Consider the following 14759-nt stretch of genomic DNA (forward strand, 5'->3'; position numbering starts at 1 on the left):
CTTTTCCAGCGAAGCGAAACGTCATTAAGCCCCGAACCGCCTCGTCAGATGGTCGGCTTTTTCAGGCGTGATTTTCTCGACCAGCGGGCCGAGCCTTGCGACCGGCGTGCCGGCGCCAGTATTCAGCTGCGGGAGCAGTGGGCCATTGGGCCAGCGCGGGATCACATCGTCGCGACCGAGTGCGCTGAGCACGCGCGCCGCAAGGTTCGGCACGATGCTCCACGCCAGCGCCGCGCACAGTGCGACAAGGTTGAGGCCCGTGCGGGTGACGACCGCCGCGCGATCAGGATCGGACTTGATCGCTGTCCAGGGCGCGGTGTGTTGCAGGTAAGCGTTCGCGTCATCCCAGATCGCGCGGGTCGTTGCCGCCGCGGTGCGAAACTCCAGCGCGGTGTGATGGCGATGCAGCGTCGCGACGCGCTGCTCCAAATCATGCGCGAGCTGTCGCTCTGCATCGCCGGGGACGCCGCCATCCGGGATGCAGCCGTCGTAGACGAGATGAGCAAAGCTGATGATGCGGTTGGCGAGATTGCCGAAGATGTCGGCGAGATCCTTGTTCACGTCGGCAGCGAACCTGGCGACGCTGAAATCGGTGTCGGCGCTTTCCGGCGCGTTGGCGATCAGCCACCAGCGCCAGAGATCGGCGGGCAATTCCTCCAGTGCCGCGTCGGTGAAGATGCCGCGCTTCCTGCTGGTCGAGAACTTGCCGCCCTCGTAAGTCAGCCAGTGGAATCCCTTGATCACATCGGCGGTTGTCCATGGTTCGCCGGAGCCGAGCAGCGTCGCCGGGAAGCTCACGGTGTGGAACGGGATGTTGTCCTTGCCGAGAAACTGGATGTAGCTGACCTCGTCCGCTTGCCACCACCAGTCGCGCCAATCGCGACCAGGCGCAGCGGCGGCCCATTCCTGCGTCGCCGCGATGTAGCCGATCGGCGCATCGAACCAGACGTAGAACACCTTGCCCTCGAAGTTGTCGCGCGGCACCGTAATGCCCCAGGCGAGATCGCGCGTGATGCAGCGGTCGCGCAGCTCGGCATTGAGCCAGCTCCTGGCGGTCGACACCACGAAGGGCGGCCAGCCGGTACGGCGATTGATCCAGGCGCCGATCTTCTCGACCAGCTGCGACTGGCGCAGGAACAGATGACGGCTGTCGCGGATCTCCAGCGCGCGATCGCCTGAGAGCGCCGAGCGTGGATCAATGAGGTCTGGCGGATCGAGCAGCGTGCCGCACTGATCGCATTGATCGCCGCGCGCCGATGCATCGCCGCAATGCGGGCAGGTGCCGAGCACGTAGCGGTCAGGCAGGAAGCGCCGGTCGGCCGGCGAGAACACCTGCCGCGACGTGTGCTCTTCGATCAGGCCGGCTGCGTCGAGCCGGCGATAGAAATGCTGCGTCAGCGCATGGTTGTGCGGCGAACTGGTGCGGCCGAAATGATCGAAGGACAGGCCGAAGCGGCGGTAGATATCGGCCTGGACGGCGTGCTGCGCATCGCAGTACGCCCGGACATCCTGTCCGGCCTCGATCGCACCGAGCTCGGCTGGTGTGCCGTGCTCGTCGGTCGCGCAGATGAAGAGCACGTCGTCACCGGCCTGCCGGCGGAAGCGGGCATGGACGTCGGCGGGCAGCAGCGAGCCTATGAGATTGCCGAGATGCTTGACGCCGTTCACGTAAGGAAGGGCGCTGGTGATGAGAATTTTGGCCATGGGTCAGGGTCTTTCGCGTTCGGTGATGCCGACCCCGGATCGGAAAAATCAAAAAGCCCTCCCGCATGATCGGAAGGGCTTGGGGTCGGCTCATGCCTGGCGCGCAGGCGCACTATCCCGTCCGGTCAGACTCCTTGCGGTCGGGCCGGGGCATTCGCGTCAGATGTTGTGCGCACACGAAAGTCACTACAAAATTCTCCTGCACGACGATAATTTACCATCTCTGGACGCAGGGCGCCAGATCACATCGCCGGGAGGACACATGCCGATTGAGGATGAGGACCGGCCGCGGAAGAAGATCAGCCACGAGATCGGGCAGGATCTCTCGCTGCTGTCGGTCGAGGAATTGACCGAGCGCATCGCGCTGCTCACGGCCGAAGTCGATCGCCTGAAAGAGGCGATGACGAAGAAGCGCGCATCGAAGGATGCCGCGAATTCGTTCTTCAAGTCGTAGATCGCCGCATCATCCGGGCTACGCAGCCGTCGTCCTGGCGAAAGCCAGGACCCATAATCACAGGGAGTGGTTTGGCGAAGACTGGCCGCCTGGTTGGCGGCCGCAGTACGCGCACCATGCTTCCTCGATCAATCACGCGGTATGGGTCCTGACTTTCGCCAGGACGACGGCGGGGAGACGTCCGAGCACCTGTCCCAAACTAGGTCACTGGCCGACATGGCAAACAAAGCCTGAAGAAATCCGCTCATTTACGATCGGTTAAGCTTTCTCGTTTATGACTGCATTGTCCTCGTTTGGACACCGAGTGGCTCCTGTCCACTCTGTTTGACGCCTCCCTGTTATCAACTTCAAAGCCGCCGGAAACGGCGGCTCTTTTTTGTTGCGTCCCCGGCTGGAAACCATAAATCCGGTTGCGGCTGGACTCTTCGGCGCGCCCGCGCAATGATTTGTTCATCATAAGCTGGCGCGTCAGATGCCAGCGGGCGTTACGATGGTGTGAGGGCGTTAACCATGGCCGATCGTTCCCAGAGCGAAGCCGGGCTTGTGCTGTTCAGTGAACGGCTGACCAATTCTGCGGCATTCGGCGTGCTCTTTCGGGAAGGCATGGACCTGGTCGAGCAGACCGCCGCCTATCTCGACGGCGACGGCCGCACCGAGGCCAAGGCGCTGGAACGGTCCGTCAGCCTGACCTATGCCACCGAAAGCATGCGCCTGACCACGCGGCTGATGCAGCTCGCTTCCTGGCTGCTGCTGCATCGCGCGGTCAAGGAAGGCGAGATGACGCTGACCCAGGCCAATCGCGAGAAGACCAAGGTCAAGCTGTCGGCCGCCGATCCCGGCCCGGTCGACATGGTGACCAAACTGCCGGAGCAATTGCAGCAGTTGATCGCCCGCTCGATGGATCTGCAGGCGCGCGTCCGCCGCCTCGACACCACGATCCACGCGCCGGCGCCGGATCGTTCCTCGATCGGCAATCCGCTGGTGCCGCAGCTCAACCGCCTCAAGGCCGCGTTCGAGCAATAGGGTCCGAACAGTCAAATCAGTGTGAAGCTTCAGCGCGGCGCGGCCTCGCCCGCCGCGGTGGTGCATGCTGATCAATCACCCGCCGCAGCCGTTTCGCCGCTGCCTCCAGCTCCTCCGGCTCAAACCCGCCGAAGCCGAGCATCAGGCCACACCGTGCTGCGGCCTGGTACATCGGTGAGATCGGCCGCACCACGATGCCGGCGGCGAGTGCTGTCTTTGCCAATTGCACGTCGTCGAGGCCGTGCGGCAGCCACAACAACAGATGCATGCCCTGGTCGCTCGGCTGCAGCGTGACGCCTTGTGGCATGTGTCGTTCGAGCGCGGCGATCAGCGTCGCGCGGCGCGCGGCATAGACGCCGCGGATACGCCGGATATGCGCTTCGAACAGCCCTTCGCGCATATACGCCGCCAGCACATGCTGGTCGGCGGTCGGCGAATGCCGATCGAGCAGGGCGCGTGCGCCGGCGAAGGCATCGATCAGCGGCAGCGGCGCCACGACGTAGCCGAGCCGCAGCGAGGGAAACAGCACCTTGCTCAAGGTGCCGAGGTAGATCACGCGCGCCGGCGCGAGGCCCTGCATCGACGGGAAGGGATGACCGGCATAGCGCAACTCGCTGTCGTAATCGTCCTCGACGATCCACGCATTGCGCTGCTCGGCCCACGTCACCAGCGCGTTGCGGCGGGCCATGCTCAAGGGCATGCCGAGCGGATATTGATGCGACGGCGTCACGAACGCCGCGCGCGCATGCGGACACGCGGCGATCGCGGCATCGATGTCGATGCCTTGCGCATCGACGCCCACACGTGTGGTGACGAGATCGAGATCGTCGAGCACCGCAGTCATGCCGGGATAGGCGGGATCCTCGGCCCACACCCGATCGCCCGCCGACAGCAGCACGCGGCCGGCGAGGTAGAGGCCTTGCTGGGTGCCGGCCGTGATCACGACCTGCTCGGGCTCGCAATGCACCGCACGGGATTTGCGCACATAGTCGGCGATCGCCTGCCGCAACTCCATCAGGCCGCGCGGATCGCCATAGCTTGCGGGCGCTGCCGCGCGCGATGCGCGCACGCGGTTGCCGAGGCGGCGCCAATTGTCGTCGGGCGCGACCGCGCCGCCGGGGACCGCGATCGCAAACGGGACTTCCGGCATCGGCGTGAACGCCGCCGCAACCTTGGCAAGCCGCATCGCGCGCGGCGGCAACGCGATCGGCGCTGATTTGTTCGGGCCGCGGCCAGCCGGCGGACGAACCGGCCGCGCTTGCTCCGCAAGCGTCGGCGCGACGCGGGTGCCGGCGCCGACCTGCGATTCCAGATAGCCCTCGGCCTGCAATTGCTCGAAGGCTTCCGTCACCGTGCCGCGCGCGACGCCGAGCGAGGCCGACAGCGCGCGGGTCGACGGCAGATATTCTCCGGCCTTCAGTTCGCCATTGGCGATCGCAGCGCGCAGCGCCTGCGCGATCTGGCGTCCAACCTGCCCCATGGCGCGGTCGACCGCGCCGAGCGAGGGGATGCTGATCGTGGCGCGCAGGCGGGGCATAGTGGACCAGTCATTGTGAGCGAAAGTGGCCCTTATCATAGGCCACTTCGGCGCTATGGTGCGAGCAGCAATTGATGAGGTCTGCCGAGAGGTCCGCCATGTACCTGCCGCCGCATTTCAAGATCGACGAGCTCGGTCCGATCCACGCCGCAATGCGGGCCTCAAGGCTCGCGACGCTGGTCACCGCGACCGCCGACGGCCTTATCGGCACGCCGTTGCCGCTGATCCTCAATGAGACCGAGGGCGAGTACGGCACGCTGGTTGGTCACGTCGCGCGGCCCAATCCGCAGTGGAAGTTGCCTCCGGTCGGCGAGGCGATGGCGATCTTCATGGGGCCCGACGCCTATGTGACGCCGTCCTGGTATGTGACCAAGGCCGAGCACGGCAAGGTGGTGCCGACCTGGAATTACGTCGCCGTGCACGCCTATGGCCGAGCCGAGTTCTTCGAGGATGCCGACCGGCTGCTCGAAATCGTGACGCGGCTGACCCGGTTGCACGAGAGTTCGCGCAAGGAGGTTTGGCAGGTCAGCGATGCGCCGGACGATTTCATCAAGGCGCAACTGCGCGGCATCGTCGGCGTCCGGATGCCGATCAGCCGGATCGATGCCAAGAAGAAGATGAGCCAGAACCGCAAGCTCGAGGATCGCGCCGGCGTCATCGCGGGCCTTGGCGCCAGCGACAATCCGGTCGACCGCGAAGTCGCGGCGATGATCCCGGCGAGCTAGGGCATGATGGGATTGGATCAAGTCGCGATTTCGGCGGCGCTGCGCTCCCTCGCCCCGTCTTTACGGGGAGAGGGTTGGGGTGAGGGGCCGTTTCCGCGTCCACGGTGATAGCCGCGTTTGCGGAGACTCCCCCTCACCCGTAACGCATCTAGCGATGCGTTACGACCTCTCCCCGCAAGCGGGGCGAGGTGAAGACGAGTCTGCTGCTCAATTCGTAGTAAAGACGAAAGCGATCGATGGAATTGTACCTTGCCTTTGCGATCACGACCGCGACCTTCGCGCTGATCCCGGGCCCTGCCATGCTGTACGCCGCGGCCCGCACGCTGGCGGGCGGCCGGCGTGCGGGGATGATGGCCTCGCTTGGCCTGCATCTCGGCGGCTATGTCCATGTCATCGCCGCGGCCGCCGGCCTTGCGCTGCTGTTTCATGCGGTGCCGCCGCTATTCATGGCGATGAAGCTTGCCGGTGCGGCCTATCTGGTCTGGCTCGGGCTGTCGCTGTTCCGCGATCGCGACAACACCAAGCGTTCCGAACTCAAGCGTTCCGAACTCGCGCCGCTCTCCGCGGAGCGTGCGTTCGCGCAGAGCATCGTGGTCGAGGTGCTCAATCCGAAGACCGCGATCTTCTTCCTGGCGTTCCTGCCGCAGTTCGTCGATGCGTCGGCCGGCCTGCCGGTCTGGGCCCAGCTGTTCCTGCTCGGCACAACAGTCAATTTGACGTTCTCGGCGGTCGATATCGTCTGCGTGTGCTTCGCCAGCGTCGTGATGGCGAAGCTGCGGCGCTCGCGGAGGTCGCAGCGCATCATGCAACGGATCGGCGGCAGCATCCTGGTCGCGCTCGGCGCGCGGCTGGCGTTCGGGGATCGCTAGGGAGAATGTGGTGTGTGACGCACCAGTGGCGCAACAAACTCGGTGTCGCCTGGCGAAGGCCAGGACCCATTATCCCAATTCTCAGTTGTTGCGCGACGCTGGGGCCGCGATCCCGTCCTTCACCGAATGCGGTGGTTATGGGTCCTGGCTTTCGCCAGGACGACGTAGAGAGAGAGTCGCGCGCTCAATCCGGAGCTCCCAAAAACAAAAACGCCCCCGAGGCGGGGGCGTTTTGCATGCGATCGCGGGGCGATCCCGAAGCGGACTTTAGTCCTTCTTGAGGAAGCCCGAAAACTTCTTCTGGAACCGCGAGACGCGGCCGCCACGGTCCATCAGCTGCTGGGTGCCGCCGGTCCAGGCCGGGTGCGACTTGGGGTCGATGTCGAGGTTCAGCGTGTCGCCTTCCTTGCCCCAGGTCGAGCGGGTCAGGTACTCGGTGCCGTCGGTCATGACGACCTTAATCGTATGATAATTCGGATGAATATCGGCTTTCATGACAGTTCCTTCGGCGCGCCAGCGCCCGTCTCAAGATGTATTAGATACGGGATTTGGCCGGGTCTATAACCCATGGAGCCCCCCAAAACAAGCCAAGAAAGGGCTTAAGCCCATCACCGGATTGGGACTTTACCGGATTTGCCAGCCGGGGGTCGGCGGGCCTATGTGGGGGGCGATAGAACCGGTCTAGATTGATGAGCATAGCCGAACAGCTTGAGACCCCGCACGGCGCCCCGCAGCCGCCGCGCGACGCGTTGCTCGATGAGGAAGCCTTCATCGAGAGCCAGATCACGGAGCCGGCCAAGAGCCGCGCCCGGCTGCGGCCGCTGCTGGCGCTCGCGCCCTATGTCGCGCGCTACAAGGGGCGGGCGATCCTTGCGCTGATCTCGCTGACGATTGCGGCGATCACCACGCTGATCGTGCCGGTCGCGGTGCGGCGGATGATCGACATGGGCTTCACGCCCGAAGGCATCGCGATGATCAACAGCTATTTCAGCGTGATGATCGCGGTCGTCGCGGTGCTGGCCTGTGCCAGCGCCTCGCGCTACTACCTCGTGATGACGATCGGCGAGCGCATCGTCGCCGATCTCAGGCGCGACGTGTTCGCGCATCTGATCTCGCTGTCGCCGTCGTTCTTCGATACCGCGCGGTCAGGCGAACTGGTGTCGCGGCTCACCGCCGACACCACCCAGATCAAGTCCGCGGTCGGGGCCTCGGTCTCGATCGCGCTGCGCAATCTGATGCTGTTCTTCGGCGCCGCCGCGATGATGGTGATCACCAGCCCGCGGCTGTCCGGCTTCGTGCTGCTTGCGATCCCGATCATCGTGATTCCGCTGGTCGCGTTCGGCCGCTGGGTGCGGCGGCTGTCGCGCACCGCCCAGGACACGCTGGCCGATGCCAGCGCATACGCCTCGGAGCTCGTCAACGCGATCCGGACCGTGCAGGCCTATACCGGCGAGCGGCTCGCCAGGACGCGCTTTGCCCGCGAGGTCGAGCAGGCCTATGACGCCGCGCGCAGCTCGACCAAGGCGCGCGCGGTGCTGACGCTGATCGTGATCTTCATCGTGTTCGCCAGCGTCGTCGTGATCCTCTGGGTCGGCTCGCATGACGTGCTGGTCGGAACCATCAGCCCGGGCCGCCTCGGCCAGTTCATTCTCTATACGGCGTTCGCGGCGAGCGGCCTCGGCCAGCTCAGCGAGGTCTGGGGCGAGGTCTCGGCCGCATCGGGCGCCGCCGAACGGCTGTTCGAGATCCTGCGCGTCAAGCCGCAGATCGCGGCTCCCGCGTCGCCGCGCGCGTTGCCGCAGCCGGCGCGTGGCGACGTTGGCTTCGACAATGTCAGCTTCGCCTATCCGACCCGGCCCAGCGCGCTCGCGGTCGACGGCGTGTCGCTGGCGGTCCGCTCCGGCGAGAAGGTCGCGATCGTCGGCCCCTCCGGCGCCGGCAAGAGCACGCTGTTCCATTTGCTGCTGCGGTTCTACGATCCGAAATCCGGCGCCATCTCGCTTGACGGCGTGCCGATCCGGCAGGCCGACCCGGCCGAGGTGCGCGCGCGGATCGCGCTGGTGCCGCAGGATTCCGTGGTGTTCGCCGCCAGCGCGCGGGAGAACATCCGGTTCGGCCGGCCCGACGCCAGCGATGCCGAGGTCGAGCGTGCCGCCGATCTCGCCCATGCCACCGAATTCCTGCGCCGGCTGCCTGAAGGCTTCGACGCCCAGCTCGGCGAGCGCGGCGTGACGCTGTCCGGCGGCCAGCGCCAGCGCATCGCGATCGCGCGTGCGATCCTGCGCGACGCGCCGTTGCTGCTGCTGGATGAAGCGACCTCGGCGCTCGACGCCGAAAGCGAGACGCTGGTGCAGACCGCGCTGGAGGAGTTGATGCGCCACCGCACCACGCTGGTGATCGCGCATCGGCTGGCGACCGTGCTGTCGTGCGACCGCATCCTGGTCATGGACCAGGGCAAGATCGTCGAGCAGGGCACCCACGCCGAGCTGGTCGCCGCCGGCGGCCTCTATGCGCGGCTGGCGCGGCTGCAGTTCGAGGGGATTTAGCGAATTGGGACCCGGCGCGCGCCGCCTACGCTAATCCTATACGATCGAGCGCCGGCCCCCCTCGAAAACCTATTCCCGCGCGGGGATAGTCGCGCCGCGCCTGACCTCCCTCGACAGCCGAAGGGGCATCGGCGCGCGGGGTGCTTGACTGATGCGCGAGGATGCGACCGAACCGGAACGCCAGCTGCTCCGTGTCTGGCAGCTTGCCGTGCTGCGCTTCGCGGTGACGCGCGATGGCGACGATCGGATGCACGCGCTCGGCGTGGCCGGCGAGGTCGACCGGCTGGGCGGCGCGGCCGACGACGCTTTCCACTTCTTCCGCAGGACGACCGTGGAGCTGTGCGCGGCAATCTCCGCACGTGGTGCGGATCAGGATGCCGTCGTCGGGCGATTCCTGGCACAGATCGACAATGTCAGGCTCAAGCGCGCGGTCGAAGCGGCGCTCGACAGGGACCGCACGCCGCCGAAACTCGTGGCGAGCCGCATCAAGCCCGGCAATGATCTCTGGCGGGGGCTGCCATCGCGACGTGCAGCCGGAACGTAAGGACAGGCGCTCTGCAGTCGCCATCCCGACGCGGCGGATATTCCGCCACAGCATGTCGCCACAACCTTGGCCCGGTTGCTGTGATGCCTGCGATGCGCTTCTCTGTGCCCGACAGGTGACTGGTCGGTTTCGGAATGCGGGGAGTGGCGAGATGGGTGGTTTGGTGATCAGCGGCGGCCGGGTGGTGGATCCGGCCAGCGGGATGGACGCGGTCGGCGACGTCGCCGTGGTCGACGGCAAGATCGCCGCGGTCGGCACCGGCCTCGGCGGCGCCGAACGGCAGATCGACGCCACCGGGCTCGTGGTGGCGCCGGGGTTCATCGACCTGCACGCGCACGGCCAGACCATTCCGGCCGATCGCATGCAGGCCTTTGACGGGGTGACGACGACGCTGGACCTCGAGGCCGGCGTGCTGCCGGTCGCGTCCTGGTACAAGCGCCAGGCCGAGAAGGGGCGGGTGCTGAACTACGGCGCCGCCGCCAACTGGGCGTTCGCGCGGATCGGCGCGATGACCGGCTCGAATTCGGAAAGCTCGCTGGAATCGTTCGGCGCGGCAATGCGCGATCGCCGCTGGATCGAGAACGTGGCGACCGAAAGCGAGGTCGGCGGCATCCTCGAGCGTCTGGCCAATGGTCTGAACGAGGGCGGCATCGGCATCGGCATTCTCAACGCCTATGCGCCGGGCGCCGGCGTGCAGGAATTGACCGCGGTGTGCCAGCTGGCGGCCAATCATGCGGTGCCGACCTTCACCCATGTCGCCTACATGTCCCGGATCGATCCCGAGAGCGCGGCCGAGGCCTATATCCGCCTGATCGGCTATGCCGGCGCCACCGGCGCGCATATGCACATCTGCCATTTCAATTCGTCGAGCAAGACCGACATCGAACGCTGCGTTGCGCTGATCGCCAAGGCGCAGGCGCAGGGCCTGCCGATCACGGTGGAGGCCTATCCTTACGGCACCGGCTCGACCGTGCTGGCGGCGACCTTCTTCAGCGATCCCAAATTCGAGGAACGCAACGGCCTCGGCTACGATTCGGTGCAGCGCGTGACCGACGGCCATCGCTTCGGCAGCCGCGAGGAGCTATTGGCGGCGCAGGCCGAGGAGCCCTCGACGCTGGTGCTGTGGCATGTGCTCGATATCGAAAACAACGCGCATCATCGCGATCTGCTCGACATGGCGGTGCTGTATCCGGGCGGTGCGATCGCCTCCGACGCGATGCCGTGGACCTTGTCGGACGGCCGCCCCTACAGCGGCGACGCCTGGCCGCTGCCTGACGATGCCACCTCGCATCCGCGTTCGGCGGGCTGCTTCACCCGCTTCATCCGCGAATGGGTGCGCGAGCGCAAGAAAGTGTCGCTGCTGGAGGGCATCCGCAAATGCGCGCTGATCCCGGCGGAAATCCTGTCGGCGAGCACGCCGGCGATGCGCGCCAAGGGCAGGCTGCAGGCGGGCGCGGACGCCGATGTCGTGGTGTTCGACTACGAGACGCTGAGCGACCGTGCGACCTTCTCCGCGATGAACCGCCCGGCGGAAGGCGTGCGCCACCTCGTGGTCAGCGGCCAACCGCTGATCAATGACGGCGTGCTCGATGTCGCGGCACGTCCCGGCCGGCCGGTGCGCCGGCCCGTCACCGGGGGCTGAGGTGCCGGTCCCGATCCTGCTGGTCGCGGGCTTTCTCGGGGCGGGCAAGACCACCGTCGTCAACCATCTGCTGGCGCATGCGCAAGGCAAGCGCATCGCCGCCGTGGTCAATGATTTCGGCGCCATCAATATCGATGCGGAGCTGATCGCCGGCGCCAGCGATGGCGTGGTCAGCCTGAGCAATGGCTGCATCTGCTGCACGCTGGAGGGCGACCTGCTGCGCACGCTCGCAACCCTGCTGCGGCGTGATCCGCGTCCCGAATTCATCGTGATCGAGACCAGCGGGATCGCCGATCCCGCCGACATCGTGCGCAACCTGATGGATCCGGTGATCTGGAAGGAGGCGCCGCTGGAGACCGTGCTGTGCGTGGTCGACGCGACGCAACCGGTGGCGATGCTGAACGACGCGCTGCTGCGCGCGCAGCTGCGAGCGGCCGACGTCGTGGCGCTGAGCAAGGTCGATCTGGCCGATGCCGGCGCGCGCGCTGCGATCCGCGACGCCGTGCGCGCGGTGCGTCCGGCGGCCGTGGTGGTCGATGCGCTGCACGGCGAGGTGCCGGCCGCGCTGCTGTTTCCGGCGGATCTCGACCATATGCCGGCGCCGCGCGAGACCACGCCGCGCCGCCCGGCATCCGACCGGTTCGAGACATTGAGCTGGACCTCGGAGCGGAAGATATCGCTGCCGCGCCTGCAGCAGGTGATCGGCCGGCTGGCGCCGAAACTGGCGCGGGCAAAGGGACTGTTCGAGACCGTCGAGCAGCCGGGGCGGCTCACGGTATTTCAACTCGCCGGCGGCCGCGCGACGCTGGCTGCGGGCGGCGTGCCGGTACCCGATGCCCCGCGCACGCGAATCGTGTTCATCGCCGAGATGGGCGCGCTCTCGCGCGCGGAGATCGATGAGGCGATGCAGGGATGCGTCGAAGCAGGGTGATGCGAACCTAGTTTCCCGTCATCCTGAGGAGCCGCGAAGCGGCGTCTCGAAGGATGAATCGGCCACCAGCCGGGCCGTGCATCCTTCGAGACGCGCTACGCGCTCCTCAAGATGACGGATTACTTCCTGTGTCGTCGCCGCAGCACCGTCGCGCAAAGCATGTGTGCGGCAATCGCGTCGAATTGACAGCTCTGCCGCCAGCACCTATCGTTTTTGGCGACGGTTCCCTTCGGGGATCAAAAGGGAATGCGGTGCGAGGGTAACCCCAATGCCGCAGCTGTCCCCGCAACTGTGAACGGCGAGCCTTTCGTCAATTTGCCACTGGGCTGTTCAGTCCGGGAAGGCGTCGACAGGCGATGACCCGTGAGCCAGGAGACCTGCCGTCAGTCGTGGTCACACGCGAGCACATCGGGCGGGGGCGTCCTGGTGGGATCGGAGCACTGCCTTTTGGGCAATGCGCCAGTCCGCGTTCGCGGTGACGTGCCACGTTACCGCGAGTCGTTTCATGTCTCCCTCCTCTCCCGTTGCGCGCAAATGGCGCCTCGGTCTCGTCTGCTCCCTGTCATCATTGTTGTTGCCGGCCGAAGCCGGCGCACAGACGCCTCCACCCACCGCGCTCGATCCGATCGAGGTCGCGCCCTCGGCATCCGCAAAGCCCAAACCCGCGGCGCGAAGCAGCAACAGCGCCGCCGCATCACGGCCATGGCCGAGATCCGCAACGGCCGCCGCGGCCGGCGGCGCGCCGCGGGCTGCGGCGTCAGGCACATCGGGGCCGGCATCGCCGACGCTCAACGCCACCACCCAGGGCGGCACCGGCAGCCGTCTCAACCTGACGCCGTTGCAGACACCGGCCAGCGTCGAGATCATCTCGGCGCAAACCATCGCCGAGCGCGGCCAGCACAATGTGCTCGACGCCGTCACCCAGAACGCGGCCGGGTTCATCGCGACGCCGGCGCCCGGCAATGGCGGCCTGTCGTTCAGCACCCGCGGCTTTGCCGGCAGCAATTCGGTGATGACGCTGTATGACGGCACGCGCTTCTATATCGGCTCCGGCACGCTGACGTTCCCCTACGACACCTGGTCGACGCAGCGCATCGAGGTGCTGCGCGGCCCCGCCTCGGTGCTGTACGGTGAAGGCGCGATCGGCGGCGTCATCAACGTCATCCCGAAGAAGCCGCAGGGCACGCCCTATAACGAGGCCGAGGTCTCGCTCGACAGCAACATGACGCGACGGCTCTCGGTGGACAGCACCGGTCCGATCAATCCCAATGTGTCCTACCGTATCAACGCCACCGGCAACATGTCGGACGGCTGGGTCGATCGCGACAAGACCTCGAATGCGGTGGTCTCCGCCGCCGTGCGGGTGCAGGCGTCGGAAAATCTCGCCTTCACGCTGTCCGAGGATTATGGCGACCGCAGCCCGTCGCGCTATTTCGGCACGCCGCTGATCAACGGCCAGATCCAAGACGCGCTGCGCTTCAAGAACTACAATGCGGCCGACAGCGCGATCCGCTACCAGGACAGCTGGACCCAGTTCAAGACCGAGTGGGACGTGGCCGACGGCGTCAAGATCAACAACACGCTGTATTATCTGACCAGCGAGCGGCACTGGCGCGACATCGAGAACTACACCTGGAATCCGAAGACCCAGCTGATCGACCGTTCGAGCTATATCGAGATCTTCCACGACCAGAAGCAACTCGGCAACCGGATGGATGCGACCTTCAGCGGTCACGTCTTCGGGCTCGCGAACCAGTTCGTTGCCGGGTTCGATGTCAACCGGATCGACTTCACCCACACCAACAATTCGCCCTATGGCGGCGCGTCGTCGGTCAATCCTTACGTGTTCGATCCCGGCTCGTTCTTCGCGACGACCACTGCGACCACGCCGGGCTTCAACGCGATCGTCAATCAATACGCGCTGTTCGCCGAAGACCGGCTGTCGCTGACCGATCAGCTGTCGCTGGTGACCGGGGTGAGATACGATCGCCCCGAGGTGGACCGCACCGACTACAAGGTACCGGGGAACAGTTTCGACACCACATTGTCGGGCACCAGCTGGCGCACCGGCGTCGTCTATGAGCCGATCAAGAACCTCGCGTTCTATGGCCAGTATGCGGTCGGCGTCGACCCGGTCGGCAACATCATCTCGCTGTCGGCCTCGCAAAAAACGTTTCAGCTTTCCACCGGCAAGCAGACCGAGTTCGGGGTCAAGCAGTCGTTCCTGGGCGGCCGGGGCGAGTGGACGCTGGCGGGCTATCAGATCGTCAAGAACAACCTGCTGGTCGCCGATCCCAGCACTCCCGGCGCGTCGTTGCAGATCGGCCAGCAATCATCCCGCGGGGTCGAGGCATCGATCGGCCTGGCGTTGAATGATGGCTGGCGCATCGACACCAATGTCGCGATGTTGCAGGCCAAGTACGACAACAACAGCCAGCTGATGGGCGGCAAGCTCGTCAGCTATGCCGGCAATGTCCCGATCAACGTGCCGCAAAAGGTCGCCAACGTCTGGCTGACCTGGGATTTTGCGCCGAACTGGTCGGTCTATGGCGGCGTGCAGATGGTCGGCGCGATGTACTCTGACCTTGCCAACACCCAGCTGCGGCCGGGCTACAATGTGGTCAATGGCGGTGTCAGGTGGAAGCCGGATGACCGCACCACAGTCGCGTTCCGCGTCTACAATCTGTTCGACAAGGTCTATGCGGTGACTTCGAACGGCACGGGGCAGTGGCTGCTGGGCATGCCGCGCACCGCCGAACTGTCCGTCAACGTGAAGTTCTGACC

At 65.9% G+C, this 14759-nt stretch carries 12 protein-coding genes and 1 riboswitch; of the genes, 9 read left to right on the forward strand and 3 right to left on the reverse strand.

All coding sequences use genetic code 11. The annotated features are described in order from the left end of the window. Positions 1 to 24 precede the first annotated feature (24 nt). Positions 25 to 1704, reverse strand: a complete 1680-nt coding sequence (gene metG / locus BRSPCE3_RS21890) for a methionine--tRNA ligase (RefSeq protein WP_244068181.1) — start codon at positions 1702 to 1704, stop codon at positions 25 to 27. Positions 1705 to 1966: 262 nt separating this feature from the next. Between metG and BRSPCE3_RS21895 the strand changes: the two genes are divergently transcribed. Together BRSPCE3_RS21895 and BRSPCE3_RS21900 are read left to right on the forward strand one after the other, a co-directional pair. Next, entirely contained in the window at positions 1967 to 2158 is a 192-nt protein-coding gene (locus BRSPCE3_RS21895) for a DUF1192 domain-containing protein (protein ID WP_163158235.1), read from the forward strand. A 510-nt stretch (positions 2159 to 2668) separates the two neighbouring features. Further along, on the forward strand, positions 2669 to 3181 hold the full coding sequence (locus BRSPCE3_RS21900) for a DUF1465 family protein (protein WP_244068182.1): 513 nt from the start codon (positions 2669 to 2671) through the stop codon (positions 3179 to 3181). Positions 3182 to 3197: 16 nt separating this feature from the next. On the opposite strand, the gene BRSPCE3_RS21905 is transcribed toward BRSPCE3_RS21900, so the two are convergent. Next, positions 3198 to 4718, reverse strand: a complete 1521-nt coding sequence (locus tag BRSPCE3_RS21905; protein ID WP_244068183.1) for a PLP-dependent aminotransferase family protein — start codon at positions 4716 to 4718, stop codon at positions 3198 to 3200. Positions 4719 to 4816: 98 nt separating this feature from the next. Between BRSPCE3_RS21905 and BRSPCE3_RS21910 the strand changes: the two genes are divergently transcribed. After that, complete coding sequence (locus BRSPCE3_RS21910) at positions 4817 to 5443, forward strand: FMN-binding negative transcriptional regulator (protein WP_244068184.1); 627 nt, start codon at positions 4817 to 4819, stop codon at positions 5441 to 5443. A gap of 236 nt (positions 5444 to 5679) precedes the next feature. After that, positions 5680 to 6312 carry a LysE family translocator gene (locus BRSPCE3_RS21915; protein WP_244068186.1) on the forward strand — a complete coding sequence of 211 codons (633 nt, stop codon included), beginning with the start codon at positions 5680 to 5682 and terminating at the stop codon, positions 6310 to 6312. 267 nt (positions 6313 to 6579) lie between these two features. Here the strand turns inward: BRSPCE3_RS21915 and rpmE are convergent, their stop codons facing one another. Then, positions 6580 to 6807 (reverse strand): 50S ribosomal protein L31, encoded by a 228-nt coding sequence (gene rpmE / locus BRSPCE3_RS21920; RefSeq protein ID WP_016845230.1) that lies wholly within the window; start codon positions 6805 to 6807, stop codon positions 6580 to 6582. Between the two features lie 194 nt (positions 6808 to 7001). Here rpmE and BRSPCE3_RS21925 point away from each other — a divergent pair, with 194 nt between their 5' ends. The 5 genes from BRSPCE3_RS21925 (at position 7002) to BRSPCE3_RS21945 (ending at position 14757) form a co-directional block, all read left to right on the forward strand. Beyond that, complete coding sequence (locus BRSPCE3_RS21925) at positions 7002 to 8858, forward strand: ABC transporter ATP-binding protein/permease (RefSeq protein ID WP_244068187.1); 1857 nt, start codon at positions 7002 to 7004, stop codon at positions 8856 to 8858. Positions 8859 to 9009: 151 nt separating this feature from the next. Next, entirely contained in the window at positions 9010 to 9402 is a 393-nt protein-coding gene (locus tag BRSPCE3_RS21930) for a hypothetical protein (protein ID WP_244068189.1), read from the forward strand. 151 nt (positions 9403 to 9553) lie between these two features. After that, entirely contained in the window at positions 9554 to 11044 is a 1491-nt protein-coding gene (locus BRSPCE3_RS21935) for an amidohydrolase family protein (RefSeq protein WP_244068191.1), read from the forward strand. Between the two features lies 1 nt (position 11045). Further along, complete coding sequence (locus BRSPCE3_RS21940) at positions 11046 to 11975, forward strand: GTP-binding protein (protein ID WP_244068192.1); 930 nt, start codon at positions 11046 to 11048, stop codon at positions 11973 to 11975. A 203-nt stretch (positions 11976 to 12178) separates the two neighbouring features. Next, positions 12179 to 12375, forward strand: a riboswitch (cobalamin riboswitch). Between the two features lie 105 nt (positions 12376 to 12480). Further along, a complete protein-coding gene (locus BRSPCE3_RS21945; protein ID WP_244068193.1) occupies positions 12481 to 14757 on the forward strand; it encodes a TonB-dependent siderophore receptor in 2277 nt (758 codons plus the stop codon). Positions 14758 to 14759: the final 2 nt, after the last annotated feature.

The organism is Bradyrhizobium sp. Ce-3, from assembly GCF_022835695.1.
In the GTDB taxonomy this organism is placed as follows: Bacteria; Pseudomonadota; Alphaproteobacteria; order Rhizobiales; family Xanthobacteraceae; genus Bradyrhizobium.

What these genes read in the sequence shown, in the direction of transcription:
- metG (WP_244068181.1), bottom strand. Translation starts at nt 1,704, where the DNA reads ATGGCCAAAATTCTCATCACCAGCGCCCTTCCTTACGTGAACGGCGTC.
- BRSPCE3_RS21895 (WP_163158235.1), top strand. Translation starts at nt 1,967, where the DNA reads ATGCCGATTGAGGATGAGGACCGGCCGCGGAAGAAGATCAGCCACGAG.
- BRSPCE3_RS21900 (WP_244068182.1), top strand. Translation starts at nt 2,669, where the DNA reads ATGGCCGATCGTTCCCAGAGCGAAGCCGGGCTTGTGCTGTTCAGTGAA.
- BRSPCE3_RS21905 (WP_244068183.1), bottom strand. Translation starts at nt 4,718, where the DNA reads ATGCCCCGCCTGCGCGCCACGATCAGCATCCCCTCGCTCGGCGCGGTC.
- BRSPCE3_RS21910 (WP_244068184.1), top strand. Translation starts at nt 4,817, where the DNA reads ATGTACCTGCCGCCGCATTTCAAGATCGACGAGCTCGGTCCGATCCAC.
- BRSPCE3_RS21915 (WP_244068186.1), top strand. Translation starts at nt 5,680, where the DNA reads ATGGAATTGTACCTTGCCTTTGCGATCACGACCGCGACCTTCGCGCTG.
- rpmE (WP_016845230.1), bottom strand. Translation starts at nt 6,807, where the DNA reads ATGAAAGCCGATATTCATCCGAATTATCATACGATTAAGGTCGTCATG.
- BRSPCE3_RS21925 (WP_244068187.1), top strand. Translation starts at nt 7,002, where the DNA reads ATGAGCATAGCCGAACAGCTTGAGACCCCGCACGGCGCCCCGCAGCCG.
- BRSPCE3_RS21930 (WP_244068189.1), top strand. Translation starts at nt 9,010, where the DNA reads ATGCGCGAGGATGCGACCGAACCGGAACGCCAGCTGCTCCGTGTCTGG.
- BRSPCE3_RS21935 (WP_244068191.1), top strand. Translation starts at nt 9,554, where the DNA reads ATGGGTGGTTTGGTGATCAGCGGCGGCCGGGTGGTGGATCCGGCCAGC.
- BRSPCE3_RS21945 (WP_244068193.1), top strand. Translation starts at nt 12,481, where the DNA reads ATGTCTCCCTCCTCTCCCGTTGCGCGCAAATGGCGCCTCGGTCTCGTC.